This window comes from Streptomyces sp. NPDC001816, assembly GCF_042892235.1.
Lineage (GTDB): Bacteria > Actinomycetota > Actinomycetes > Streptomycetales > Streptomycetaceae > Streptomyces.
Map to the genome: position 1 here is coordinate 694,346 of NZ_JBIATY010000001.1, position 25,193 is coordinate 719,538.

Below are 25,193 nucleotides of genomic sequence, written 5' to 3' on the forward strand. Positions count from 1 at the left end.
ACCACCTCGGACACGACCACATCAGCCTCGGACATACGGGAGCCGAAAGACCATGATCACGGCAGGCCTGAAACTCACGCAGAGCGGCGGCATCGCGATCCTCGACGAGGACCGTCTGGTGTTCAACGTCGAGATGCAGAAGATCGCCAACGGCGCCCGGTACAGCAATGTCGACGAACTCGACGACCTGGTCGGCGTCATGGACAAGTTCGGCCTCAAGGTCGGCGACGTCGGCACATGGGCGTTGGACGGCTGGGACGGCGCCGCCAACGGCCACGTCAAGGTGCTCGCCGGCGGGATCCAGACCGAGGTCCTGGTCGCCCCCTACCGGGAGACCGACCTGGTGCCCGACCCGGCGCTGCCGGGCCACCGCGGCCGGATCGTGATCGGCGGTCAGGCGCTGGACTACGACAGCTACGTCCACGTCGCCGGCCACCTGGCCTCGGCCTACTGCACCAGCCCGTTCGCGCGCCGCGGCGAGCCGTCGATGGTGCTGGTCTGGGACGGCGGCTGCTTCCCGCGGCTGTACTGCGTGGACGCCGACGGCCGGATCGAGGCCGGCGGCGAGGCGTTCCCGCTCATCGGCCACACCTACGCGATGACCTCGCAGTACTGGGGCCCGTTCAAGCGGCAGAACAAGTCGAAGAACGTCGACGACCTCTCCGTGGCCGGGAAGATGATGGCGTACATCGCCCTGGGCACCTCGCGGGAGCAGATCGAGCAGGTCTTCCGCGAGGAGTTCTTCGAGTTCTTCGACGCCGACTCGCCGCGGGTGCGGGAGTACCGGCGGGCCATCATCGGGTGCGGCAGCACCGGTGAGCCGTCGCACGCCTACGTGCACCAGTTCCTCTCCGCCGTGCAGGCCCGCACCGCCGCGCTCGGGTTCTCCGACGAGGACGTGCTGGCCAGCGTCCACACGTTCCTCGAGGAACTGCTGATCGACCGGGTGACCAAGAAGATCCAGGCGTGGAAGGGCGGCGGCGCCTGGAACCTGTGCTTCGCCGGCGGCTGCGCGCTGAACATCAAGTGGAACAGCGCCCTGCGCTCTCACCCGACGATCAAGGCCATGTGGGTGCCGCCGTTCCCGGACGACTCCGGCGTCGCCATAGGCACGGCCTGCCTGGCCGCGGCCGGCGGCTCCGGGCTCCGGCCGATCCAGTGGGGCACCCGGCTGGGCCCGGCTCTCGAACCGACGCCGGACGTGCCGCGCGGCTGGAGCACGTCGCCCTGCACGCCGGAGGAACTGGCCCATATCCTGCACACCACAGGCCAGCCCGCGGTCGTGCTCGACGGCCGTGCTGAACTGGGACCCCGCGCGCTCGGCGGACGCAGCATCATCGCATCGGCGGTCGAGGCGTCGATGAAGAGGCTCCTGAACGACGTGAAGAGCCGGGAGCATTACCGGCCGGTCGCGCCCATCTGCCTGGAAGAGCATGCCCCGACCGTCTTCGACCCGGGCACGCCGGACCCGTACATGCTGTTCGAACACTTGGTCCGTCCCGAGTGGATCGACCGCGTCCCGGCCGTCATGCACCTGGACGGCACCGCACGGCTGCAGACCGTCAACGCGTCCGACGACCCGAACCTGCACGCCATCCTGCGCGAGTACTACAAGTGCAGCGGCATCCCGGTCCTGTGCAACACGAGCGCGAACTACAACGGCCGCAGCTTCTTCCCCGACGTCGCGTCGGCGATCGAGTGGGGCCAGCTCGACCTGGTGTGGAGCGAGGGCGTCCTGTACCGGCGGGAAGACTCGGCGTTCTGAGAGGCTCCATCCGATACTTCGCTCCACTGCCCAGCGCCTTTCGAGAACGTGAAAGCCGCGGTGATGAGGATTCGTGAAATCGGCCAGAGCCGCTCCTCCCGCCATTTCGTTGGGTCTTGAAGGAAGTGGGGGAGGGCGGGGAGCGTTGTGCGAGGGCCCGGCGGCCGCAGGCCGCCGGGCCCTGATGATCGGTAACGGTGCGACGGGATCGTTCAGGGAGTCCGTCTCAGCGGGATGACGTAGGGGCCGGTGGGCATCGATGGGCGTGCGGCCTCGGGGGTGGCCAGCACCGCCCACGCCTACATCGCTGCGGTGATCGGCCTGCTCGCCGACCGCGCGCCCGGCCTGCTGCGCGTGCTCCGTGAAGCCGACCCCGACTACGTCCTGCTCGACGGCACGCTCGCAGAGTGCGACCGGGTCGGCGACAGCCGGGCCGACTACTCCCACAAGCACCGCCGGCACGGAGTGAATGTGCAGGTGGTGACCGGTCCGGCCGGGCAGTTGTGGTGGATCTCGCTTGCCCGTCCAGGCCGTTCGCACGACCTGACGGCGGCCCGAGCCCACCGGATCATCCGCATCTGTGAGCGCCAGGGCGCCCCGATCCTCGCCGACCGGGCCTACATCGGCGCCTGTTCGTGGGTGACGACGCCGGAAATCAAGGATATCGGTGCGCAGTTCAGCCCGATCCGCACGGCCGTTTCAAGATCGGTTCGAGGTGGGCGGAGCTCGTTGCCGGTTGAGTCTGCCACCCCCGAGGCCGGGTTGTCCGCGATCGGGGACTGGGTGTCGTCGGCGGCGGCAGGGCCGCCCGTCGAGGTCGGCTGCGAGATGTTGTCGGGTCTGCCGGCCAGGCTGGGTGAGGTGGGCGACGGGCGCCGTGACCAGGGGCGGCCGTATCCGGTGGCGGCGGTGCTGGCGCTGGCCGCCGGGGCGGTGGTGGCCTGGCCCGCGTCAAGGAAGGACGCAAGACCGAGCCGACCCCATCCATCACGGACACCCACAGCGTGAAGACCTCCAGCAACGCGCCCCTGACCAGCCAGGGAACGGATGCCGCGAAGGAGATCGTGGGCAGGAAGCGGGGCATCATCACCGACACGATCGGGCTGCTCCTCGCCGTGACTGTCACCGCCGCCGGCCTGTCGGAAAACGCCGTCGGACGAAATGACACCCACCTGGCGAGGGACCTACTAAGGCCTAAACGACAAACTGCCCACTGAGTACGAACGCGTCGCCACCGTCATGAGTCCGCTCTCCTGCCCAGCACGGGCCGGGGCGCGCTGACCTCGGCACTGAGCTGAGCGGCGAGCTCCCTGAGCGACCGCATTTCGAAGAACGCCCGCAGCCGCAGCTCACAGCCCATGACGGTGCGCACCCGACCGATGACGATCATGGCGAGCAGCGAATCTCCGCCGAGATCGAAGAAGTTGTCGTCAACGCCCGCCTGTGAAATGCCGATCACCTCGGCCACGATCTGGCACAGCTGCCGTTCACGGGGGTCGGCGGGCCCCGAGACGCTTCGGACGGTGTCCGACACGGTGCTCGACGGATCGCCCCCCGACAGTGTCTTGCGGTCCAACCTCCCGTCGGGAGTGGTCGGAAGAGCGGCGAGAACCTGCACCCGGTCGGGCAACAGCGCGGAGGGGAGCCTGCCGCGCAGGAACTCCCGGACGGTGGCGGGCGTCAGCGCGTCCTGGCCTTCGTCGCCCGGCACGACGTACGCCACCAGTTCGGCCATGCGGGTGCCGGCCTGGGTCGCCACGACCGCGGCGTGGGCGATGGCGGGGTGCCCGAGCAGCACGCCCTCCACTTCCGCCGGCTCTATGCGCAGGCCGCGGATCTTCACCTGGTCATCGAGGCGCCCCCGCAGTTCCAACTGCCCGTCGGGACGCAGCCGACCCCTGTCGCCGGTGCGGTACATGCGCCGTCCGGGGACATGACTGAAGGGGTCGGCCACGAATCGCTCGCTGGTGTGCGCCGGCTGTCCCGCATACCCCTGGGCCACGCCGAGTCCACCGATGCAGATCTCACCGAAGAACATGGGCGGCAGCAACTGCAACTGGTCGTCGACGACGTAGATCCGTGACGTGCCGGCCGCGCGCCCGGCCACCGGCTTCGGGTGTTCGCGAATCTCCGCCCTGGCCGACTCGACGGTGCACTCGTTGAGGCCGTAAGCGTGGAACGCGAGCAGCCCGGGTTGGTCGTGCAGGCGCTGCCACAGCCGGTCGGACGGTCTTTCGCCACCGATCACCACGATCTTCGGCGGGTGCGGGAGCGTCAGGAGGCCGTCGTCGACCAGCATTTCCAGCCAGCCACTCGCGCAGTCGAGTACATCGATCGCCGTCTCGGGATCCGATCCACGGGCGAGGAGCTGATACGGGTCCGTTCGCTCCTCTTCGTCGATCAGCAGCAGCCGGTGCCCGAAGGCGATCATGCCGAGACAGTGGTTGACGAACACGCCGGAGGTCAGGGAACTCAGCGCACCGACATTCACCTGACGGCCTTCGGGCAACCGTGCGTACACCGGCGCCAGTTGGGTGGTGGCGAGCGCGAGAAGGCTCGCCTGATCGATGACCACACCCCTCGGCTGTCCTGTGGAACCCGGTGTGAAGACCACGTAGGCCGGAGCGGCGGCCGGGCGACGCGCGAAGCCGCCGCCGGCCGGATCGTCTCCGGAGGTCTTCTCCGCGTCCGCCAGGAGGGCGGCCGCCGAGACGGCCTCCACCTCGGCGAACGCCTTGTCCGCAATGACGAGAGCGATGCCCGCCTCTTTGAGGAGCAGGCGGCGGCGGAACTCGGGCTGTTGCGGATCCAGCAGCAGGAAGGCGCCGCCCGCGCACCAGGTGGCGAGCATCGCGACGATCAGATCGCTGCGCCTGTCCAGGCAGATCCCCACCACGGTGCCGGTCCGCACGCCGCGAGCCTCAAGGCCCGCGGCCATCGTCCGCGCCCGGCCGGCCAGTTCGGCGAAGGTGAGCCGCGCGCCGTCCGCGACGACTGCCTCCCGTTCGGGCACGGTGGCCGCGGTCAGTTCGAAAAGGTCCCACGCGGACGTTGGTTCCGAGGGAGTACGGCCGCCCTCCGGTTCACCGCTCGCGCCGAGCGCCAGCGTTTCCGTCAGTGCGGCCTGGTCGAGCAGCGAGATGCTGCCGAGCGCGACGTCGGGTTGCCGGCTGAGTGAGCCCAGCAGGTCGCCGTAGGCCTTGGCGAACCGCTGCATGGCTGCCTCGGAGAACCGCTGGCGGTTGAATTCGACGTTGAGTGATACTTCGCCTGCCAGCCGCTGTACGTCCAGCGACAGGTCGAACTGAAGCCCCGACAATTCCGCAGGTTCCGGCAGGAGCGTCACCTGGAGATCTTCGAGTGCCCATACGTCGCTCAGGTCGAGCATGCCATAGGTGATGGCAGCCTGGAACAGGGGGTTGCGGTCGGCGTCACGCTCGGGAGCCAGTGCGCCCACCACCACCTCGAACGGAACGTCCTGGTAGTCCAGTGCGTCGTGAACCGTTTCGCTCACGAGACCGAGAAGCTGATCGAAGGTCAGTGCCGAATCCACCTGGCAGCGCAGTGCCACCGTATTGGAGAAGAATCCGATCGTTCCGAAAAGTTCTGGGCTCGGTCGGCCGAGCGTCTGCGTTCCGACCGATATGTCGCTCGTTCCCGCCCAACGCTGCAGCAGAACGAAGTATACGGACAGCAGGCCGGCGAACGGGGTCACCGAGCGAGCCCGGCAGAACTCTTCGAATTCTGCCACCACATTCTGCGGGACGGCGATCGGCAACCTCGATCCGATCATTCTGCCCGGGCTGTCCTCTGCGTCCTCGGGCATCGACGCCGGCTGAATACCTGCCAGCTGGCCACGCCAGTAATCCAGGGAGGCCTCATCCACCTTGGAGGCGTTCTCCGTCAGGCAGAAGTCGGCGTACTGTGCGGCCGGCACCGCGAATTCAGGCGCGTGCGGGTCTGCGTAGGCGAGACCGAGTTCTTCGGCGAACACCTTCCCGGAAATTTCGTCCGTGATGATGTGGTGGAACGCGAAGACCACCAGGTGGAGGCTCGGCGATATCCGTATCACCGACGTTCGCCAGAGCGGGCCCGACGAAATATCGAACGGGAGGTCGACGACCCTCCTGGCCTCGGCGTCTGCCCACGCTCGGCGCTCGTCCTGCGAGTCGCCCTCGGCCTCCACGAGGTCGATCAGGACTGGCTGCGTGGCGTCGCCGTCCTCGTCGTGCACCAATTGGAAGACTTCGCCGCCGCGCTCCAGGAATGTGGTTCGAAGTGCCTCGTGCCTGCTGCGCAGCACCTGAAGCGCTTGCTCCAGCCGGTCTATCGAGAGATCTCCATCGACGGTAAGAACCGGCCTCCAGACGTCAGACGAGTTGTTCGGTCGCATCACCGAGGAGAAGTACATCCTGCGCTGCGGTGATGAGGCGGGAACCATACGCGAATGACGCTTGCCCGTGAGACTGTCACCCTCAAGATCCGGCATATCCAGCCCATGTGTGTGACGTATTCGGGGCACGGAAGCCCTCCCCTATCGATCGGCCGTTCCTTCGGGAACACCTTATGTTCAGGCTCGATCAACGCAATCGTTCGAGCGTGTGTCAGACGGTCTCACTCGCTCCGCATTAGAAGCCCGTCGCCGCGAGAAGAACGTGGACCCAAACATGACGCCTCTCCGGGGTCATATCCAGCCCTGGCTGGGGTAGTTCGCTCCGCTCACGTGTCTCGCCGGCGAGACACCGCCAGGACGCAGACGCACTCTCGTACCGATCGGCCGGGAACATGGCGAGGGATTTGGCTTAAAGAAGACCTCTTATCGGTGAACGGCTCCTCGACCCTCGTGAGCTCTCGCGCTCGTGTCGGTCGTGAGCGAGTAGCGATATGCGAGTGCGGCCGGCAGTCGACCCGTCCCCGTGCCCTAGCGGGCGGCCCGCGTATCGCGCACAATTACGCCCTGGATGACGCCCGACTGTTACGGTTGGCCAATACATGCGAAAGCATCAACCAACGGGGGATCGTTGCGCACTGCTACCCTAACAAAGAGGACAAACGAGACAACTGCGCGGAATGTTGCAACGGCAAGCACTGCGGGACAGCTGCTGAGTATGGGCGTGCAGTTCCACAAGTCCGGCTTGTCGTTCACATCCAGGCAGAGCCTCAATATGTGGGAGCAAGTCGGGACCGGACTGCTCTCTTTCGCTGACTCTTCTACCTGGTGGATCGCCGACTGGCTGGTTTATGGTGAATCCGAGTTCCAGGACCGTTACTACGAAGCCATCAAGCGGACGTCGCTCAGCTACCAGACGCTTCGTAACTACACGTGGGTCGCACGCAAGTTCCCGCTGGCCCGCAGGCGGCAGAATCTGAGCTTCAGTCATCACCTCGAAGTGGTGGCGCTCGATCAGCCGGAACAGGACTACTGGCTGAGGAAAGCGGAAGCGATGGGCTGGAGCAGGAACAAGCTTCGCGGGGAGGTTCGTAGCAGCCTCCGCGCCAGGCAGGGCGAGGTGACCGAGTCCGAGAGTCGCGCTGAGCTGGACAAAGTCGGTCCCGCCGGGGCCAGTTCGGCTTCGGAGCGGGTCGAACCCGCCGCGACCGGATCCGGCTCGGGTCCGGACCGGCGCGATGCCGACCCCTCGCCCGAAGCGGGCCTGCTGCACATTGAACTCCCGGCCGAAATCCTGGCACAGATCCGGACCGCTGCCAGGAAGGAAGGCGCGCCGGTCGAGACCTGGGCGATGGAGATACTGCGGCGGGCTGCCGGCGGGTCCTGAGGCGAGGGTGCCGTCGCATGTCGGGAGACCTCCTGGGTGCCTTCCCGATGTGCGGTGGCCGCCGGTACCGTCCCGAAAGCGAGCCGCGACGAATGTTGTCACTCGCCGTTGGCCAGCTCCAGGTAAATGCCTTCGGTCTCCTCGAATGGATTCGCCGCGAAATATCCTGAGGAACGAACCTGGCGCCCGGTGCAGAGTGCGCTTGTTCCGCCGGCGGGACAAGGTTTTCACCGGCAACACGAACCAGGATTCCTCATTTGTCTGGACGTGTTTAACCGGTGTCCATGATGATGAACGCGCTGTCGGGCGAATGGCATTCCAAGTATGAGGATGATAAATGACCTTGTCATTGTTGTGCGTACCCTTCGCCGGGAGCGGCGCCGGCTTCTACAGGGCCTGGCCGAACGACGGTGAGCAGGATCTTCGGATCGTTCCGTTGCAGATGCCGGGCCGGGAGGAGCGTTTCCTGGAGGACCCGTACAAGGACGCCGCGGAGGCGGCCAAGGATCTTGCCGGGGCCGCGCTCCGCCTGGTCGGCGGGGCGGAGCGGGTGATGCTCTTCGGGCACAGTCTCGGCGCCGTTCTCGCCTATGAGACGGCTCGTGAACTCCAGGCGCAGGGCTTCACCGCGCTGGAGCACCTCTTCGTGAGCGGGTCCCCCGGTCCCCGGAGCGGTCGCACCGGGCGGACCGCGGAGCTCGACGACGACACCTTCGTGGAGCGGGTCGCGGAGCTCGCCGGGTACCGGCATGCGGCACTTGACGACCCCGAGCTGCGGGAGGTGCTGCTTCCGTTGCTACGGGCGGACGTAGCCCTGCACGAGGACTACCGACCCGTTTCGGACGAGCCGTTGACGCTGCCTGTCACCGCCCTGCGCGGGACGGACGACGCCCTGGTGAGCCGGGCGCGGTGCGCGACCTGGGAGACGGCGACCACCGGGCCGTTCGAGCTGAAGGAACTCGCGGGCGGACACATGTACTTGACCGACAGGGAACAGGAATTGCTCGCTGTCATCGGCGCCGTGGCGCGAGGCGCCCGCACATGACGCGCGACAGGAAGAGCGCTGCAGGTGCGGCCCTGGAGGGCAGGACCGCGGTGATCACCGGCGCGGGCCGTGGCCTGGGACGCGCCTGTGCGCTGCGGTTCGCGGAGGAGGGAGCCGACCTCGTTCTGCTCGACGTGGGCGAGGACATCGAGGGCGTCCCCTACCCCCTGTCGACGAGCGGTCAGCTCTCGCACACCGCCAAGCTCTGCGAGGAGCGTGGCGCGGCAGTGCTGGCGGAGTCCGTCGACGTACGCGGCAGTGTCACGCCGGCCGTCGAGAAGGCGCTCGACCGCTTCGGCCGTATCGATGTCCTCGTCAACAACGCGGGCATCGCCGCCCCTTCGGGAAAGGCCGTCCACGAGATCACCGAGGACGAGTGGCGTCTGATGATCGACGTCGACCTCTCCGGCGCGTGGCGCATGATCAAAGCCGTGGCGCCGACGATGATCGCGCAGCGGCGAGGCAGCGTCATCAACGTCTCATCCACCGCCGGCCTGGTCGGCTACCGGCACTTCGCGGGGTATGTCGCCGCCAAGCACGGGCTGATAGGGCTGACCAAGGCCGCGGCTCTCGACTACGGGCCGCACCAGGTCCGGGTCAACGCCCTCTGCCCGGGCTCCGTCGCGGACGACCCGACGGTCGACGGCCGGATGCTGTCCGAGATCGCTCGCTCCCTGGACGTGGCCGTGGAAGACCACGAGAGGGTCTTCGTCCAGGCGCAGCCGATGAACTCGCTCATCGCTCCCTCCGACATCGCCGGCGCCGCCCTCTGGCTCGCAGGTGACGACTCCCCTCAAGTGACCGGCAGCGTACTGACCGTCGACGGGGGCTTCACCGCACGCTGATCAGCGTCGGCCGACCGTGTTCCCCGCACCCTTCTTGGCGCACCGACAGGAGTTCCCCCCATGGCGACAGCCCACTGGTCCGTGCCGTTCCAGTGTCACGAGCAGGCCGCCATGTGCCACAGCCTGACGGTCAGGTGCCCGCAGTCCCCCAGTAGCAGTGAGCTTCGGCGACGGTTGGAACAGGTCGGCGAACTCGCCGAAGGCGTGTTGTGGGAACGGCGCACCCGGGAGCGCTCGACGGCACCGGCGGCGCAGCAGTACGCGGAACAGGAAGCCCGCCGGCCGCTGCGCGCCACCTCCGGTCCGCGGCTGCGCATCACGCTCGTGCGGCATACGGACGACGTCGCCGATCTGGTGCTGGTCGCCGCCCGTGACGCCCTGTCCCGGGCGGCACTGAGCGACTTGGCCGGGTTCCTCACCGGCGGTTCCCTGCCCCGGGCAGGCCGGCATGGCACCGCGCCTGAAACGAGCGGGGCGGGGGCCGCCCCGCTCGCGGGGCCGGAGTGGGGTCTCGGTGACCTCGCGCGCCGCGGTTTCGTCGGCGCGGCCCGATTCTCCACGACGGCCTGCGAAAACCCGTTGGACCAGAAGCTGTTGACCGCCGCGACCGCCATCGTCCTGGCCCGGTACGACGCCGAGGAGACACCGCGGATCGCCCTGCTCGACCCCGACGCGACAGGACCGCACGCGCTGTCCACGCATGTCCTCAAGTCCGACGAGACCATGTCCGTCGCCGGTTTCCTCGCCGGTGTGCCCGAGACACCGGAGCCGGCCGGCGAACCGGTGACAGAACTCGGGGGTGGCCTCGCGATTCCTGTGGGCATGGTCTTCGGCGAGTGGGAGGACGCGCGGCAGTACTACCCCTGCCTCGCACCCGTCTTCCCCCTCACGATCCAGGCCGAGCAGCGCCCGGACCGGTCCTGGAGCGGCACCTGCTGGTACGACGAGGGCGTGATCGATCCGCGGATCGCGCGCGCTTTCGCCGAGCAAGTGGCCTATGTCGCACAGTGGTTGGCGGATCTGGGCGAGTCCGGGGAAGAACTGCCGCTGTCGGCCACCCCCCTGATGTCTGCCGAACACGCCGCGGACATCGTCCGGCGGGGAGCGACTCCTCCGGTCGCCGCGACCCCGACGGCCGGTTCGACCGTCCATGGGCGCTTCGAGGACCTGGTACGCCGCCGTCCGGACGCGATCGCCGTCACGGACGGCACCCGCACTCTGACCTATCGCCAGCTCGATGAGCAGGCCGAACTCATGGCCGAGGGGCTGCGCTTCTCGGGGGCGGTGCCGGGGAGCATGGTCGGCGTGTGCCTGGAGCGCGACGCGACCCTCGTCGTCACCTTGCTCGCGATACTCAAGTCCGGCTGCGCCTACGTACCCATGGACGTCAAGTATCCGCACGAGCGCCTGCGTTACACGGTCGGCAGCGCCGGGGTGCGCGTCGTTGTCGCCGCGGCCGACGTGTTCCCGGTCGTCGAGGGTGTTCGGTCCGTGCCCCCCGAGGAGCTGCTCCGGCTCGGCGAGCGGAGCGTCTCCCGCGGCCGGACCACACCCTGCGACGAGAACGACCCCGCCTACATCATCTACACGTCCGGATCGACGGGGCGGCCCAAGGGCGTCGTCGTCCCGCACCGCAACGTGCTGGCCCTGGTCGAGGGCACGGCCGAGGACTTCGGGCTCGGCGCGGACGACGTCTGGACGATGTTCCACTCCAGCGCGTTCGACTTCTCCGTCTGGGAGATCTGGGGCTGTCTGCTGACCGGCGGGCAACTCGTGGTGGTGCCCTTCTGGATCACGCGGGACACGGGGGAGTTCCACGCACTGCTCGCCGAACGACGCGTCACCGTGCTCAACCAGACGCCCTCCGCCTTCCTGCCCCTCATCGCACAGGACCGGGAATCGCCCGCCGAGCTCGCGGTGCGCCTGGTGATCTTCGGCGGCGAGCCGCTGGACGCCCGTGAGCTGCTGCCCTGGTTCGCCCGCCACCCGCAGGCGGAGTGCCGTCTGGTCAACATGTTCGGGATCACGGAGACCACCGTGCACGTGACGGCGCAGACCGTGACGCCTCAGGCGGCTCTGCAGGGGAGCCGGTCGGTGGGCCCGGCGCTCCCCGGCTGGTCGGTGTCCGTACGTGGACCGCGAGGAGAGGTTCTGCCGGTGGGAGCGGCGGGCGAGATCTGGGTCGGCGGGGCTGGAGTCGCCCGTCACTACCAGGGTCAGCCGGAGCTCACGGCGCGACGTTTCGTCATCGACCCGGTGACCGGTGAGCGGATCTACCGCAGTGGCGACAAGGGCCGCATGAGGCCCGACGGGTCCCTGGAACACCTGGGCAGGATCGACAGCCAGGTGAAGATCCGCGGGTACCGGATCGAGCTGGACGAGATCCGCAACGTTCTGCTCGGAGCACCGTCGGTCTCCGGGGCGACCGTCGTCGTCCACCACGATGAGAGTGGCGATCGAGCAGTCGACCGGCTGGATGCCTACGTAGTGCTCAAGAAGGACGCGACAGTGGCCATGGTTGCGGAGCATGCCAGGCAGCTTCTGCCCGACTACATGGTCCCGGCGACGGTCACAGAGCTCGATGCCATCCCCTTGACGATCAACGGGAAGGTCGACGTCGCACAGCTCCCCGCACCGACTGCCGCTCGGCCGGCCGTGGCGGAGTCCCCGGATCCCGTCGAGACCGGGTCCGCCGACCGGCTGGAGCACGACTTGCTGGACATCTGGAGCCGGCACCTGGGTACGCAGGTGGGCCCTGAGGACAACTTCTTCGCGCTGGGCGGCAACTCGCTGCTGGTCGTCCGCGTACTGGCCGAGGTCAAGGAGCTCGGTGTACCGAAGATCGCCGTGCGGGAGTTCTACCAGAACTCCTTCGCACGACAGTTCATCCAGCTGGCCAGGGGGCGGATCACTCTCGCTTCCGACGCCCCGGCTGCCACTGGTGGCGCGCGGAGCTGACCTCGTCGCAGGGACGGGACCGGTGCTCACTTGACGACGTGCTGTGCAGCCTGTCGTGCCTGGTTCGCCCCGCGTGCTGGGTGCGACGGATCGGCTCGGATGGTGCGCGGCAGGGACAGCGTCGATGGCAGCCCCGACCGTGAATCCGTACGTCGGATGTTCGGGACTGCGACTCGCCATGACGGTGCCTCTGTGTCGGCAAGGCCAGCGTTTGGCTTCCCGGGGTGCCTTTCCTTCGGTCCCAGCATGGGCGCGTGCACCAACAGGTATGAATCGACAGGGGAATCGGGCCCTTGCGCGTCGGCAGCGTGATCCTCACATCAGTTAGCCCAACGGTCACATTCCGTGCCGCCCCGTGAGGGGCGATTTGTCGGCAGTCGACAAGGACTGAGTGCTGGATTATTGAAGAATATTCGGGCGGCGCGAGATATTGCGAGTTCTTCGCTCAAAATATGCCTGAGGCGGACGACGATGATGGAATTGCCGCCGACATCCATGAAGTTGGCGTCGATGCTGATATTTGTGTTGCCCATAAGGGTCCGCATGCTGTCGACCACCAACGCGTCCATGGGGTTGCAGCTCCAGTGCGTGGACACATCAGCCAAGACAGTTCTCGCGAGTGTCCTCGATGTGCGCCACCGTCCAGCCGGTCGGTGCTTCACTGAACGCAAGCAGCGATTTTTGGGCTCGCATGGGGCTTGTCTCGCTGGCGAGACGTGTGGTTGAAACCTAGTGCACATCCACATCCAGGTCAGCAACTTGAACGCCTCCCCCGAGCCGTCTCAATGAGGGGCGGTCTGACGGGGGACCTGCGTTACCTTCTATGGGGTGCCGTCAAGGGTGACTCCCCTGTGAATCGAACTTTTTCATGAGGTGAGGGACGTAATGTCTGGTTGTGTTGTCAGGGCGGGGATGCGGCCGGATGGAGAATGCTGTTCTTCAGGCGAACGAAAGGGCAGGCGGCGATGAGCGCGCAGGCCGTGCGGGCCGACGTGTGGCTCCGCCGCTACCGCGAGGCCCGCCCCGGGGCGGTCAGCCTCCTGTGCTTCCCGCATGCAGGTGGTGCGGCCAACTTCTACCTCCCGTTCTTCCGGCAGCTCTCGCCCATGGTCGAGACAATTGCCGTCCAGTACCCGGGCCGCCACGACAGGTTCGCCGAACCGCCGGCCCGTTCGATCAGCGAACTGGCAGACGGGGTGGTCGCGGCGCTGGGTGACCGGGAGGAAGGCCGGTCCGGTCCGCTGGTGCTGTTCGGACACAGTCTGGGTGCCGTGGTCGCCTTCGAGGTTGCCCGGCGCCTGGAGCGCGGGCCGCTCGCCGGGCCGACCGCTCTGATCGTCTCCGCGTGCCGCGCACCGTCCCGACTGCGTCCCCGCTCCATCCACCTGCGCGACGACGCCGGGGTACTGGCGGAGCTGCAGCGGCTGGGCGGCACCGCGGGAGATCTGCTGGGGAACGAGGAACTGATGCGGATGTTCCTGCCCACCGTGCGTGCGGACTACGCGGCCCTGGCCGCGTACACGGAGCTGGAACCGGTGACGCAGCCTCTTGCCTGCCCGATCATGGCGATGGCCGGTGACTGCGATCCCGTCGTACCGGTCGACGACGCCTTGGCCTGGGCACAGTTCACCACCGGCGGTTTCACGTCCGAAATCTTCCCCGGCGGCCATTTCTACCTGACCTCATGCGTGGACCAGGCCACCGAGTCCATCCTCCGAATGGTGAAGACGCACGCCTGAACTCACCGGACGGAAAACATGGGGGGCCGCGTCACCGGAAGGGCCCGATGCAGACGGATCTCGTACGGCGCCGGGGAGCCGACCGCGACGGCGGCCGCCTGGCCGGGTCCCACCGAGAGGTCGGAGAGGTGCCACCCCGCGACGTCGCCGCGGATGTCGTCCGCCGCAGGGCTACGGCCGAGGACGGTCCCCAGGCCCTTGAGGTAGGCCTCCTTGTGCACCCACAGACGGGCGAAGACCGCCGCCCGGTGCTCCGGAAGCGCAGCCGCCACCTCCTCGCGTTCTGCCGGATGGAGCACCCTCGCGAGCTGCTCCGCAGTCCCGAGCTTCGGCACGGGCTCCGTGTCGACGCCGATCGGGGTCGGCGCGACGCCGATCAGCACCAGATCCCGACTGTGGGACAGCGAGAACTCCAGCCGTGCAGAAGTGAGGACGGGCCGTCCGTGCGGCTCGTCGCAGCACGGGCAGGCGGCCCGGACGAAGCGGAGTGCGGCGGGCGCCTCGCCGGTCAGTGCGGACAGGATCGTGCGGAGCGCGGCGTGTGCGAAGCCGTAGAGGACGCGGTCCCTGTCCTGGACGAAGGCGTTCATGCGCTGCCGCTCCCGCTCGTCCAGCGCGGTCAGGTCCAGCGTGGTGGACGAGGCCACCGTCGGAGCAGGCAGTGCCCATACCCGCACTTCGCCCCGGTCCTGAGCTCTGGCGTCACCGCGGAAAGTCGCTGCCGTCTCCATGGCGGTTATGTTCAGTGGAGCCCCGGTACGGAACCTGCCAACCTGCACGAGGGGATCAGCCACCCGAGCCGTGGACGGCAGCCAGCATCCCGCCGGCCTCTGGAGTGAGCGGGACGGAGCCCCGGGGCAACTGGTCGTGGCAGCTCGGTCTGGCCCGAGTGGGCGGGACGGGCTGTCGACCGTGACGCTCGTTTGACGCTCTGGGCGCACTCACGCTGCGCGGCGAGCCGAGAAAGCTGCTCTGACCTGGTCTTTTCCGTGACTTGCTCAGGCCGACATCTTTCCGACGACGCATCATGTGGAGTGCATGGCGATTTCTGATGGCGTCTCAGGTGTGCTGCGTCGCTGGTCAGGCCCGCCGTTGGCCGGCAAGAACGGCGGTTGTGGTCGCCGTTGACGAGGCTGTGGCCCGTGAATGGTCCGGATCACGGCAGTACCGAGGGCCCCTTCCGGGCATCAGGCCGCCCGGAGGGGCTGTCCCGCGATGAAGGGGTGGTCGCGCTCGATCAGTCCCTGGTCGGCCGCGCCGCCGGGTGAGCCGAGCTCGTCGAAGAACTCGGCATTCGCCGTTTGGTACTCCTTCCACTCAGCCGGGGTGTCGTCCTCGTAGTAGATGGCCTCCACCGGGCAGACCGGCTCACAGGCGCCGCAGTCGACGCACTCCTCCGGGTGGATGTACATGGACCGCCGGCCCTCGTAGATGCAGTCCACGGGGCATTCTTCGACGCAGGCCTTGTCCTTCACGTCGACGCAGGGATGAGCAATGACGTACGTCATGGTGGGTGCTCGTTTCCTCACTGTGCACAGGGCTACTGGAACGGCCGGTCAGCCGGCGGCGGACACGCTCGGGGCGCCGGGTTCGACGCCGTCGGCCTGCATCTGTTCGGCGATCTTGAAGGCCTCCTCGATCAGGGTCTCGACGATCTTGGACTCGGGGACGGTCCTGATGACCTCGCCCTTGACGAAGATCTGGCCCTTGCCGTTGCCGGAGGCGACGCCGAGGTCGGCCTCGCGGGCCTCGCCCGGACCGTTGACGACGCAACCCATGACGGCGACGCGCAGCGGGACCTCCATGCCCTCCAGGCCGGCAGTGACCTCTTCGGCCAGCTTGTAGACGTCGACCTGGGCGCGGCCGCAGGACGGGCAGGAGACGATCTCCAGCCCGCGTTGGCGTAGGCCGAGCGACTCCAGGATCTGGGTGCCGACCTTGATCTCCTCGGCCGGCGGGGCGGAGAGGGAGACGCGGATGGTGTCGCCGATGCCTTCCGCGAGCAGGGCGCCGAAGGCGACGGCCGACTTGATGGTGCCCTGGAAGGCCGGGCCGGCCTCGGTGACGCCGAGGTGCAGCGGGTAGTCGCAGGCGGCGGCCAGCCGGCGGTAGGCATTGATCATCACGACCGGGTCGTTGTGCTTGACGGAGATCTTGATGTCGCGGAAGTCGTGCTCCTCGAACAGCGAGCACTCCCAGAGCGCGGACTCGACCAGCGCCTCGGGGGTGGCCTTGCCGTACTTCTCCAGCAGGCGCCTGTCGAGCGAGCCGGCGTTGACGCCGATCCGGATGGGCACACCGGCGTCCTTGGCAGCCTTGGCGATCTCCTTGACCTTGTCGTCGAACTGCTTGATGTTGCCGGGGTTGACGCGGACGGCGGCGCAGCCGGCGTCGATCGCCGCGAAGACGTACCGGGGCTGGAAGTGGATGTCCGCGATGACCGGGATCTGCGACTTCTTCGCGATGACCGCCAGCGCGTCGGCGTCGTCCTGCGAGGGGACGGCGACCCGGACGATCTGGCAGCCGGAGGCAGTCAGCTGGGCGATCTGCCGGAGGGTGGCGCCGATGTCCGAGGTCACCGTGGTGGTCATGGACTGCACGGAGACGGGCGCGTCGCCACCGACCGGCACGTTGCCGACCATGATCTGGCGGGAGAACCGGCGCTGGGCCAGCGGCTTGAGCGGGACGGTCGGTATCCCTAGCCCTATCGGCATGACACCTTGCTCCTCACTGTTCTCGAACTGTTCTCGAACGATCGGAAACGGCGCTCAGCCGCGCGGCTTCCCAGGTCACAGAAGCTCGGTCAGGGCGCCGGCGATGCCCTGCCCGGACAGTCCGCACCGCGCCAGGATCTCGGCCCGCGAGCCGTGTTCCAGGAACTCCTGCGGCAGGCCGAAGGTGCGGACGGGCCTCGCCGCTCCCGCGTCGGCCAGCACCTGGGCGATCGCCTGCCCGGCGCCACCGACCCGGCCGCTGTCCTCCACGGTGGCGACCAGCCTGTGGCGCAGCCCGAGCTCGACCACGGCGGGCGGGACGGGCTTGACCCAGCGGGGGTCGACGACGGTGACCCCGAAGCCGTGTCCGGCCAGCCGGTCGGCGGCCTCCAGGCATGCGCCGGCCATGGCGCCCACGGCGACGAGGAGGACGTCCGCTCGCGTGCCGCGCCGCAGGATGTCCACGCCGCCGGTGCTCTCGGCCGCTGGGATGGCGGCACCGGTGGCGCCCTTGGGGAAGCGCACGGCGGTGGGCCCGTCCTGCACGGAGACCGCTTCCCGCAGGGCTCGCCGCAGGGTGGCGGCGTCACGCGGCGCGGCCACCCGCAGACCGGGAACGAGCTGGAGCAGTGACAGGTCCCACATCCCATGGTGGGACGGGCCGTCGTCGCCGGTCACGCCCGCGCGGTCCAGGACGAAGGTCACCCCGGCCCGGTGCAGGGCGGTGTCGAGCAGGAGCTGGTCGAAGGCCCGGTTGAGGAAGGTCGCGTACAGCGCCACCACCGGATGCAGGCCGCCGAGGGCCAGGCCCGCCGCCGCGGTCACCGCATGCTGCTCAGCGATGCCCACGTCGATGGTCCGGTCCGGGTACCGCCGGGCGAACTCACTCAGCCCGGTCGGGTCGAGCATCGCCGCAGTGATCGCCACGATGTCCGGCCGGGTCGCACCGAGTTCGGCCAGCGTCTCGCCGAAGACCGACGTCCACGAGGGCGAGCGGTCCCCGCCGGTGCCGGGCGCGGGCCGGGCACGGACGGCGTGGAACCGGTCCACCTCGTCCCGCTCGGCCGGGGCGTGGCCGCGGCCCTTCTCGGTGGCGCAGTGGACGACTACGGGCCGGCCGAGGGCGGCCGCCCGGCGCAGTGCCTCCTCGAGCGCGGCGATGTCGTGTCCGTCGACCGGCCCCAGATAGGCCAGCCCGAGTCGCTCGAACAGGGCCTGCGGCGCCTCGGGGCCGCGCAGGGCCGCGAGATGGCCGGCCAGCGCACCGACGGTGGGCGCGTAGGACCGGGCGTTGTCGTTGAGTACGACGATCACCGGCCGGTCCGGTGCCGCAGCGATGTTGTTGAGGGCCTCCCAGGCCATACCGCCGGTCAGCGCGCCGTCGCCGATCACCGCCACGACGCGGTCCGTGACGCCGCGCAGGCGATGGGCCCGGGCCAGCCCGTCCGCCCAGGACAGCGCGGTCGAGGCGTGCGAGTTCTCGATGACGTCGTGCTCGGACTCCCGTCGGGACGGGTAGCCGGAGAGGCCGCCCGCCTGCCGGAGGGTGGCGAAGTCTCCGGCGCGGCCGGTGAGGATCTTGTGGACGTAGGTCTGGTGCCCGGTGTCCCAGAGGATCCGGTCGTTCGGGGAGTCGAACACCCGGTGCAGCGCGATCGAGAGCTCGACGACCCCGAGGTTGGGGCCAAGGTGCCCACCGGTCCGGGTGACCGTCTCCACCATGAACCGCCTTGTTGCCGCGGCCAGTTGACGCGCCTCATCGAGGGGCAGGGCACGCAGGCCGGCCGGTCCGCCGAGCTCCTCCAGCAGCGGCACGGCGTGTCCCTCCGTCTCCGCCGCGGGCTGGGAGCCTGCCGTGTGGGCATGTGCGATGGTCGACATCAGCGCACCTCGTCGGCCAGCAGAGTGCGCGGTACCCGGCCGGTGACCGGATCGGCCAGCCGCCCCGGCATGGCGAAGACGACGTCCTCCAGGGCGCCCTGCTGGACCTCCACATCGCCGTAGCCGAGCGCGGCCAGCCGGTCGACCAGCTCGCCGACCAGGATTTCCGGGGCGCTGGCCCCCGAGCTGATCCCGATCCTCGACACCCCCTCCAGCCACCGCTCGTCCAGGTGCGTGACGTCCGGGACCAGGTGCGCGGCGCACCCGTGCCCCCGGGCCACCTCCACCATGCGCAGCGAGTTGCTGGAGTTGCGGGAGCCGACGACCAGAACCAGGTCGTTGTGACCGGCCAGCTCCTTGATCGCGTTCTGCCGGTTGCGGCTGGCGTAGCAGATGTCGTCGTCGTGCGGGCCGACGATGTCCGTGAACCGCCGGTGCAGCGCCTCGACGACGCGTGTGGTCTCGTCGAACGACAGGGTGGTCTGGGTGAGGTAGGCCGCCGGCGTGTCGTCGGCCAGGTCGAGCCGACTCACGTCCTCGGCCGTCTCGACCACGATGGTGCGCTCGGGAGCCTCGCCCAGGACCCCTTCGACTTCCTCGTGGCCCGCATGGCCGACCAGCAGGATGATCCGGCCGTCGCGGGCGAAGCGCAGTGCCTCCTGGTGCACCTTGGCGACGAGCGGGCAGGTGGCGTCGACCACCTGCAGGTGCCGCCGGTCGGCCCGGGCCCGGACGGCGGGCGAGACCCCGTGCGCCGAGAACACGCAGACGGCGCCCTCGGGTACCTCGTCCTCGCTGTCGACGAAGCGCGCGCCCCGCTTCTGGAGTTCTGAGACGATGTAGTGGTTGTGGACGATCTCCTTGCGCACGTAGACCGGCGCGCCATACAGGTCGAGGGTCCGTTCAACGATGCCGATGGCGCGGCGCACGCCCGCGCAGAAACCTCTCGGCTGGGCGAGCGCAACCCGTTTGCCGGTAGGGGCTCCGGGAGGTGCTGTCGCGTGGGGATGACTCATCATCAGGTCCGTTCTCTCCAAAGGCAACGGGTACGCCGGCGGGCACCGGGGGCCGACGGGGCGGTCAGGGCAGCCGGTCGGCGTGGCCGGATCGCGGGGCTCCCGGACCGTCGGAGGTGAGCTCGCTCCACAGAGCCTGTTCCGCCGGTGAGGGCGGCAGGTGGGGGACGAGGCGCTCCGGATGTCCCAGTCCGGGGGCGTGGCCGGAGCGGGGGGAGCGCTGCGGTGGGCAGGGCTCCCCCTCCATGAACCACTCGAACGGCGGGGTCAGGCCGTAGAACATGCCTAAGGCCACCAGCCCCGGCTGCTGCAGCCAGCTCCAGAATCTCGCCGCCCAGCGGCCTCTACGACCCCCCATCAGGGCGAGGTCCGGTCCGCAGCGGCGTGCGCCAGATAGGCGTACTGGCTGGGCAGCCGGTCGACCAGGATGTCCGCCTGCCGGCGCACTCGGTCGAACTCCTTGACCACCTCGGTGTCGTCGAGCTTCCCGAGCACCGGCAGCGACCGGGTCGGCAGTCCGCCGAGCCCGAGGAGCATGGCGGTGTACGAGTAGGGCTCGAAGCCGTGGAAGTAGGGGTAGACCGAGTCCTCGTCGGGCAGCTTGGTGCGCCACTGCTCGATGCGCTCCGCGAGGCCGTCGGGCAGCTGCCGGCTCTTGGCGTCCCGCCAGTACTGGTTGTCGTTGCGCGCGGCGGCGTAGTAGTGCAGGACGAGAAACTCGCGGACACCGTCCATGACACGTCCGACCTGCCGGTTGTACGCCTCGCGGAGCGGCTCGTCGTCCCGCCCGCCGGGGAGGTGCCGGACCAGCTGCTCGATGCCGTTCTGGATGAAGAAGATGCCGGTCGACTCCAGCGGCTCGACGAATCCGCTGGAGAGGCCGATCGCCACACAGTTCTTCACCCAGGACTGGGCACTGCGCCCGATCCTCATCCGGATGTGGTTGGCCGGCAGGTCCCCGGACGCCGGGCCGACGAACTCCCGCAGGGTCCGCTCGGCCTCCTCCGGCGAGCAGTAGTCGCTGGCGTAGACGTAGCCGGTGCCCAGCCGGTCGAGCAGCGGGATCGTCCAGATCCAGCCGGCGTCCTGGGCGGTGGCCGTGGTGCACGGGCGCATGCCCCGCGCCGCCACGTCCACCGGCACCCGCAGGGCCACCGCACTGTCGTTGGGCAGGCTGTCCTGGTACGAGAGGAACGGCACGCCCAGTGCCTGGTTGAGCAGCAGACCGCGGAATCCGGTGCAGTCGACGAACAGATCGCCGACGAGCTCCCCGTGCTCCTTGGTGAGGACGTTCTTGATGGAGCCGTCGTCGTCGAGGCGTACGTCGAGGACGTCGTCCAGGACGTGCCGGACCCCGCGCTTGGTCGCGTACCCGGTGAGGTACCGGGCCAGCAGGGTGGCATCGAAATGGTAGGCGTAGGGGAACTGGGTGGCCTGGGCGGGCGGCGTCGCTCGGTGGAGATCCCCCTCGCCGGTCAGGAGGTCCGTCTCGAAGAGGGTCCCGTCCAGGTACTTGGGTGAGCACTTGGCGTCGCACAGCGCGGCCAGCACGGAGGCGTCGCGGTCGTACCGGTCACTCGGGCGCAGCTGCAGCCACCAGTCGGCGAGCGAGTAGCCCTGCACGCCCCGTGGCCGTTCGAACGGGTGGTAGAAGTAGTGCCCCTTCTCCCGCCAGTTCTCGAATCGGATGGCGAGCTTGTACGAGGCGTGGCACTCCGGCATCCACTCGTGCTCGGCCAGCCCGAGAAACCGGAAGAAGTGCCGGACCGTGCTGAACGTGGCCTCGCCCACGCCGATCGTCGAGACCTTCTTCGACTCGACGAGTGTCACGTCGATCTGTTCGCCGAGGGCGGCCTTGAGATAGCTGGCAGTCATCCATCCCGCGGTACCGCCACCGACGATTACCACACTGGAGATCATTTGGTCCTCACCTTGGTTTTCCGTGGACGACGGGGGAGCCTCAGCCCGCGCTTCGGGCGAGCTCGGACGGGTGCAACTCACCGCGGTGGTACCGGAGTTCGGGGAAGGGCAGGGTGATCCGGCGGAGTAGGTAGTCGATCCCGCTGCTGCCGCCCGTGCCCTGCTCCCCGCCCACCATCCGCGACATCAGGCCGAGATGGGCGACCTTCCACCGCAGCAGTCCGTCACCGACGTCGAGCAGTGCCTCGGCGACCCGGTGCAGTCCGCCGGCCTCGGGTCCCAGTCGGCACACATGCGCCACCGAGAGGCCGGAGCGTGCCACGGCGGCCACGAAGGCCTCGTAGAGCGCGCCATCGCGCCGGTCATTGCCGATCAGCCGGGCAAGCACGCCGAACTGCTCGGACTGGGCCCCGCTCGCGGTACCGAGAAGGGGACGGAACTCGACGAAGTGCCGCAGCGGCAGGCGTTCCAGCACCAGGACCTGCTCGTGCAGCACCCGGAGCAGGTCGCCCGCCCGCCGCAGCAGCTCCACGCTCAGTTCGAGGCCCGCCGCACCGGACCCGGACGCGAGCGTGTCCACCACGGCCTCGAGATCGGCGGCCAGCTGCTTGAGCCACAGCTCGCAGGACTGGTGCGCGACGATGAAGAAGTGCTCGGCCAGTACCACCGCGCGGTCGGCCGTGCCCGACGAACGCGGCTGCTGGAGCGAGAGCAGGGTGTCCACCTGCAGGTACTCCGAGTAGGTCAAGTCGGTCATGAGTCACTCCAGCTGCAGTACTCGGTCGATGACACTGCTTCGGCTCAGGCCGCCCCGGTGAGCACCTGGTGAAGGAGGCGGGTGAACGGCTCGGGCTCGCCCTGGAAGCCGGTGTGGTCACCGGGGAAGTCCACGAGTGTGGTGCCGAGTTCCCCGGCGAGGGCAGCGGCGGAGCGGTGGGAGAGCTGTCCTTCGGAGGCGGTGCCGCCCGCCACCACGATGCGGCCGGACGCGGCCCGCAATGCCGGCAGGTCGGGGCGGTAGAAGGCGGTGGGGCGGAGGATGTGCAGGAAGAACCGGTCCAGGATGGCCCGTACGTCGTCCGGCGGGGTGAACGACTCCAGGTCGGTCACCTCGTGCCGCCCGCCGCCGGGGGGCCGGGAGAAACGCTCGACGCCGGTCAGCGCGGCGTACATCTTCAGCCCCTCGTTGCGGCCCTCGCCGACATAGGCGGCGCACACCTTCTCCAGCGCGGCGTGCAACTGTTCGCTTTCCGGCAGCAGTTCGATCAGCGGCGCCTCGTGGGCGACCAGGGCGCGAACCTGCTCGGGGTACCGGGTGAGCAGCGAGAGCGCGACGGAGGCTCCGCCGCTGTTGCCGAAGACGTACGCCGGCTCGCTGCCCAGCGCCGCGAGCAGGTGGTGGACGTCGTCCGCCAGCAGGTCGAGTGTCACCTCCGCGTCCGGGTCCTCGGCGGTGCTGCGCAGGATGCCGCGGGGGTCGTACGTGACGACGGTGAAGTGCTCGGCGAGGAGCGGGGTGATGGTCGCGAACCCCCTGCTGCCCATGGGCGCGCCGACCAGCACGAGCAGGGGGCCCGTTCCGCTGGTCTCGTAGTGGAGACGCGCACCTGGTACGTCCAGCGTGTGTTCGGTCGGGCCGGCAGTCGTCGCCATGTCCGGTGCATCCTTTCTCTCTGGTTCTCAGGCCCAGCGCAGGTGGAGTGGGAGGTACTTGGGGCCGAAGATGCCCCGTGCGTCGTGGAACTCGACGTCCGGACCTGCCGAGAACGCGCTCCAGCGGTCGAGCATCAGCTCCAGGGCGATCCGGGTCTCCAGCCGAGCCAGCGGAGCCCCCAGACAGAAGTGGATCCCGTGCCCGAAGCTCAGGTGGGGGTTGGGGTTGCGACGGAAGTCGAAGCGGTCCGGGTCAGGGAACGCCCGTTCGTCCCGGTTGGCCGAGGACAGCCAGGTGACGATGATCTCGCCCGCCGGAACGGCGCGTCCGCCGATCTCGACCTCCCGGGTGGTCCGCCGGGTCATCGGGGCCAGCGGTGCGCGGTAGCGGAGCGCCTCCTCGATCGCGACGGGGAGCAGGCTCTTGTCGGCGCGCAGAGCCGCGACGGCTTCGGGGTGCTCGCTCAGGCACAGCACGGAGTTGCCGAGCAGCACGGTCGTGGTGATGTGGCCGGCGAGCAGCAGCAGGCTGACGAAGCCGACCATCTCCTCGTCTGCCAGGCGCTGGCCGTCCACCTCCGCCGTCGCGAGGGCGCTGATCAGATCCTGCTTCGGCCGGGCCCGGCGGGAGCGGATGTGCTCCAGACAGTACGGGTTCATCTCGCGCATGACGGCCGCCATGGACTGGATGCGCTGCTCGTTCGGGATCAGACCGCCGCCCCCGCCGTTCGGCGACACGAGAGCCTCGGCCCACCGCCGGAAGGTGGCGCGGTCCTCCGCCGGGATGCCCAGGAGCTCGGTGATGACGATGACCGGCAGCGGGTACGCCAGGTCCGAGATCAACTCGATCCGGTCCGCGCCCTTCACCGCGTCCAGCAGCTCACCGGTGATCTCGGTGATGCGGGGCTCGAGCTGGGCCACCACCCGCGCAGTGAACGCCTTGCCGACGAGGGCGCGCAGCTTGCGGTGGTCGGGCGGGTCCTTCCGGATGAGGTTGCCCCGGGAGAAGAGGTCGACGTCCTCCTGGGAGGGGGTGAGATCGCTGAAGTCGGAGGAGAAGGCGGTCTGGTCGGCCAGGATCTGCACCGCGTCCGCGTACCGGAAGACATGCCAGACGCCGGCCCGCTCGTCATGGCTGACGGGGTCCTCCTCCCTCATCCGCCGGAACCACGCCAGGGTCGTCCCGGCGTCGCCGGACAGGTCGGCCAGTCCTGGGCCACGCCCGGTTGCGGTCATCGCGGCATCCCCCTCGGGTCGGTCAGCACTCTGGTCGGTGGTCGGTGGTCGGTGGTCGGTGGTCGGTGGTCGGTGGTCAGTGGTCGGTGCTCGGCGTCGGGCGGCGGACACCCACGGTCGGGTTCCGGCGCGGTGACGTCCTGCTACGGGGTGCGGCCCGGGTCGGATCCCGTCCGGCCCGCGGGGCCGGCCGGCCAGACCGAGAACTGCCGCATCCCGTAGAGCAACGGCACGTCCGGCTGGAGCTCCACGCCCTCCACCTCGCCGAGGACGACCGTGTGGTCGCCGACGGCGTACAGCCCGGTGACGGCGCACTCCGCGACGGCGAGGGCGTCCTCGTACAGCCACGGCAGCCCCGCCGTGCCCGTCGGCCGCCAGCGGACATGGGCGAAGCGGTCCGCCACGGGGGAGGAGAAGACCTCCGCGGTGGCACGTGCCCGCGCGTGCAGCAGGTTGACCGCGAACCACTCCTGCGTCCGGATCAGCTCCAGGGTGCTGCCGCGGGTCTTCAGACAGACGAGCAGGGTCGGGGGGTCGAGGGCGACGCTGCTGAGCGAGGAACAGGTGACGCCGCGCGGTGCCCCGTCCCGGCCGGTGCCCGTCACGACCGCCACACCGGTGGGGAACGAGCTCATCAACGACCG

At 69.0% G+C, this 25,193-nt stretch carries 19 protein-coding genes and 2 pseudogenes; 8 read left to right on the forward strand and 13 right to left on the reverse strand.

From position 1 onward, the window contains the following. The first annotated feature begins 52 nt into the window (after window positions 1-52). From ACFYZZ_RS03070 to ACFYZZ_RS03080, 3 genes and pseudogenes are all read left to right on the forward strand, one after another. Window positions 53-1,765, forward strand: a complete 1,713-nt coding sequence (locus tag ACFYZZ_RS03070; RefSeq protein ID WP_389170790.1) for a carbamoyltransferase N-terminal domain-containing protein — start codon at window positions 53-55, stop codon at window positions 1,763-1,765. A gap of 288 nt (window positions 1,766-2,053) precedes the next feature. Further along, window positions 2,054-2,417, forward strand: a pseudogene (locus ACFYZZ_RS03075) (transposase family protein); the annotation flags it as partial. A 289-nt stretch (window positions 2,418-2,706) separates the two neighbouring features. Next, window positions 2,707-2,922 (forward strand): annotated as a pseudogene (locus tag ACFYZZ_RS03080) (IS5/IS1182 family transposase); the annotation flags it as partial. An 80-nt stretch (window positions 2,923-3,002) separates the two neighbouring features. On the opposite strand, the gene ACFYZZ_RS03085 reads toward ACFYZZ_RS03080, so the two are convergent. After that, on the reverse strand, window positions 3,003-6,176 hold the full coding sequence (locus ACFYZZ_RS03085) for a condensation domain-containing protein (protein ID WP_389170793.1): 3,174 nt from the start codon (window positions 6,174-6,176) through the stop codon (window positions 3,003-3,005). Window positions 6,177-6,873: 697 nt separating this feature from the next. Between ACFYZZ_RS03085 and ACFYZZ_RS03090 the strand changes: the two genes are divergently transcribed. The 4 genes from ACFYZZ_RS03090 (at window position 6,874) to ACFYZZ_RS03105 (ending at window position 12,390) form a co-directional block, all read left to right on the forward strand. Next, entirely contained in the window at window positions 6,874-7,542 is a 669-nt protein-coding gene (locus tag ACFYZZ_RS03090; protein ID WP_389170796.1) for an LmbU family transcriptional regulator, read from the forward strand. A gap of 337 nt (window positions 7,543-7,879) precedes the next feature. Next, window positions 7,880-8,587 (forward strand): thioesterase II family protein, encoded by a 708-nt coding sequence (locus ACFYZZ_RS03095; RefSeq protein WP_389170799.1) that lies wholly within the window; start codon window positions 7,880-7,882, stop codon window positions 8,585-8,587. Further along, complete coding sequence (locus ACFYZZ_RS03100; RefSeq protein ID WP_389170802.1) at window positions 8,584-9,432, forward strand: mycofactocin-coupled SDR family oxidoreductase; 849 nt, start codon at window positions 8,584-8,586, stop codon at window positions 9,430-9,432. Before ACFYZZ_RS03095 ends, ACFYZZ_RS03100 begins: the two co-directional genes overlap by 4 nt. A 60-nt stretch (window positions 9,433-9,492) precedes the next feature. After that, window positions 9,493-12,390 carry an amino acid adenylation domain-containing protein gene (locus ACFYZZ_RS03105; RefSeq protein WP_389170805.1) on the forward strand — a complete coding sequence of 966 codons (2,898 nt, stop codon included), beginning with the start codon at window positions 9,493-9,495 and terminating at the stop codon, window positions 12,388-12,390. Window positions 12,391-12,710: 320 nt separating this feature from the next. Here ACFYZZ_RS03105 and ACFYZZ_RS03110 read toward each other — a convergent pair whose 3' ends face one another. Beyond that, a complete protein-coding gene (locus ACFYZZ_RS03110; protein ID WP_389170807.1) occupies window positions 12,711-12,959 on the reverse strand; it encodes an acyl carrier protein in 249 nt (82 codons plus the stop codon). Window positions 12,960-13,355: 396 nt separating this feature from the next. On the opposite strand from ACFYZZ_RS03110, the gene ACFYZZ_RS03115 reads away from it, so the two are divergent. Then, complete coding sequence (locus ACFYZZ_RS03115; RefSeq protein WP_389170810.1) at window positions 13,356-14,129, forward strand: thioesterase II family protein; 774 nt, start codon at window positions 13,356-13,358, stop codon at window positions 14,127-14,129. Window positions 14,130-14,131: 2 nt separating this feature from the next. Here the strand turns inward: ACFYZZ_RS03115 and ACFYZZ_RS03120 are convergent, their stop codons facing one another. The 11 genes from ACFYZZ_RS03120 to ACFYZZ_RS03170 all read right to left on the reverse strand — a co-directional run bounded on the left by ACFYZZ_RS03120 (window position 14,132) and on the right by ACFYZZ_RS03170 (window position 25,184). Beyond that, window positions 14,132-14,860 (reverse strand): 4'-phosphopantetheinyl transferase family protein, encoded by a 729-nt coding sequence (locus ACFYZZ_RS03120; RefSeq protein WP_389170813.1) that lies wholly within the window; start codon window positions 14,858-14,860, stop codon window positions 14,132-14,134. A 456-nt stretch (window positions 14,861-15,316) separates the two neighbouring features. Next, window positions 15,317-15,637: a ferredoxin gene (gene fdxA / locus ACFYZZ_RS03125; protein ID WP_389170816.1), complete on the reverse strand. Its 321-nt coding sequence runs from the start codon at window positions 15,635-15,637 to the stop codon at window positions 15,317-15,319. Window positions 15,638-15,685: 48 nt separating this feature from the next. Beyond that, window positions 15,686-16,843, reverse strand: a complete 1,158-nt coding sequence (ispG, locus tag ACFYZZ_RS03130; RefSeq protein ID WP_389170819.1) for a flavodoxin-dependent (E)-4-hydroxy-3-methylbut-2-enyl-diphosphate synthase — start codon at window positions 16,841-16,843, stop codon at window positions 15,686-15,688. Between the two features lie 75 nt (window positions 16,844-16,918). Next, entirely contained in the window at window positions 16,919-18,658 is a 1,740-nt protein-coding gene (locus ACFYZZ_RS03135) for a 1-deoxy-D-xylulose-5-phosphate synthase (RefSeq protein ID WP_389171983.1), read from the reverse strand. Between the two features lie 65 nt (window positions 18,659-18,723). Then, the gene (ispH, locus tag ACFYZZ_RS03140; protein WP_389170822.1) at window positions 18,724-19,743 is read right to left on the reverse strand and encodes a 4-hydroxy-3-methylbut-2-enyl diphosphate reductase; all 1,020 of its coding nucleotides are present in this window, start codon (window positions 19,741-19,743) and stop codon (window positions 18,724-18,726) included. Between the two features lie 61 nt (window positions 19,744-19,804). Beyond that, window positions 19,805-20,098 (reverse strand): DUF6059 family protein, encoded by a 294-nt coding sequence (locus ACFYZZ_RS03145; protein ID WP_389170825.1) that lies wholly within the window; start codon window positions 20,096-20,098, stop codon window positions 19,805-19,807. Beyond that, complete coding sequence (locus ACFYZZ_RS03150; RefSeq protein ID WP_389170828.1) at window positions 20,098-21,660, reverse strand: tryptophan halogenase family protein; 1,563 nt, start codon at window positions 21,658-21,660, stop codon at window positions 20,098-20,100. Before ACFYZZ_RS03150 ends, ACFYZZ_RS03145 begins: the two co-directional genes overlap by 1 nt. Before the next feature lie 40 nt (window positions 21,661-21,700). Then, complete coding sequence (locus tag ACFYZZ_RS03155; protein ID WP_389170831.1) at window positions 21,701-22,417, reverse strand: tryptophan 2,3-dioxygenase family protein; 717 nt, start codon at window positions 22,415-22,417, stop codon at window positions 21,701-21,703. A 44-nt stretch (window positions 22,418-22,461) separates the two neighbouring features. Then, window positions 22,462-23,313, reverse strand: a complete 852-nt coding sequence (locus tag ACFYZZ_RS03160) for an alpha/beta fold hydrolase (protein ID WP_389170834.1) — start codon at window positions 23,311-23,313, stop codon at window positions 22,462-22,464. Window positions 23,314-23,340: 27 nt separating this feature from the next. Beyond that, a complete protein-coding gene (locus tag ACFYZZ_RS03165; protein WP_389170837.1) occupies window positions 23,341-24,549 on the reverse strand; it encodes a cytochrome P450 in 1,209 nt (402 codons plus the stop codon). Window positions 24,550-24,692: 143 nt separating this feature from the next. Further along, window positions 24,693-25,184, reverse strand: a complete 492-nt coding sequence (locus ACFYZZ_RS03170) for a flavin reductase family protein (protein ID WP_389170840.1) — start codon at window positions 25,182-25,184, stop codon at window positions 24,693-24,695. Window positions 25,185-25,193 lie beyond the last annotated feature (9 nt).

Coding starts and splice junctions, on each gene's coding strand:
- ACFYZZ_RS03090 (WP_389170796.1), top strand. CDS start 6,874: ATGGGCGTGCAGTTCCACAAGTCCGGCTTGTCGTTCACATCCAGGCAG.
- ACFYZZ_RS03100 (WP_389170802.1), top strand. CDS start 8,584: ATGACGCGCGACAGGAAGAGCGCTGCAGGTGCGGCCCTGGAGGGCAGG.
- ACFYZZ_RS03160 (WP_389170834.1), bottom strand. CDS start 23,313: ATGGCGACGACTGCCGGCCCGACCGAACACACGCTGGACGTACCAGGT.
- ispH (WP_389170822.1), bottom strand. CDS start 19,743: ATGATGAGTCATCCCCACGCGACAGCACCTCCCGGAGCCCCTACCGGC.
- ACFYZZ_RS03070 (WP_389170790.1), top strand. CDS start 53: ATGATCACGGCAGGCCTGAAACTCACGCAGAGCGGCGGCATCGCGATC.
- ACFYZZ_RS03085 (WP_389170793.1), bottom strand. CDS start 6,176: ATGTACTTCTCCTCGGTGATGCGACCGAACAACTCGTCTGACGTCTGG.
- ACFYZZ_RS03145 (WP_389170825.1), bottom strand. CDS start 20,098: ATGGGGGGTCGTAGAGGCCGCTGGGCGGCGAGATTCTGGAGCTGGCTG.
- fdxA (WP_389170816.1), bottom strand. CDS start 15,637: ATGACGTACGTCATTGCTCATCCCTGCGTCGACGTGAAGGACAAGGCC.
- ACFYZZ_RS03150 (WP_389170828.1), bottom strand. CDS start 21,660: ATGATCTCCAGTGTGGTAATCGTCGGTGGCGGTACCGCGGGATGGATG.
- ACFYZZ_RS03105 (WP_389170805.1), top strand. CDS start 9,493: ATGGCGACAGCCCACTGGTCCGTGCCGTTCCAGTGTCACGAGCAGGCC.
- ACFYZZ_RS03155 (WP_389170831.1), bottom strand. CDS start 22,417: ATGACCGACTTGACCTACTCGGAGTACCTGCAGGTGGACACCCTGCTC.
- ACFYZZ_RS03115 (WP_389170810.1), top strand. CDS start 13,356: ATGAGCGCGCAGGCCGTGCGGGCCGACGTGTGGCTCCGCCGCTACCGC.
- ACFYZZ_RS03165 (WP_389170837.1), bottom strand. CDS start 24,549: ATGACCGCAACCGGGCGTGGCCCAGGACTGGCCGACCTGTCCGGCGAC.
- ACFYZZ_RS03095 (WP_389170799.1), top strand. CDS start 7,880: ATGACCTTGTCATTGTTGTGCGTACCCTTCGCCGGGAGCGGCGCCGGC.
- ACFYZZ_RS03120 (WP_389170813.1), bottom strand. CDS start 14,860: ATGGAGACGGCAGCGACTTTCCGCGGTGACGCCAGAGCTCAGGACCGG.
- ispG (WP_389170819.1), bottom strand. CDS start 16,843: ATGCCGATAGGGCTAGGGATACCGACCGTCCCGCTCAAGCCGCTGGCC.
- ACFYZZ_RS03170 (WP_389170840.1), bottom strand. CDS start 25,184: ATGAGCTCGTTCCCCACCGGTGTGGCGGTCGTGACGGGCACCGGCCGG.
- ACFYZZ_RS03110 (WP_389170807.1), bottom strand. CDS start 12,959: ATGGACGCGTTGGTGGTCGACAGCATGCGGACCCTTATGGGCAACACA.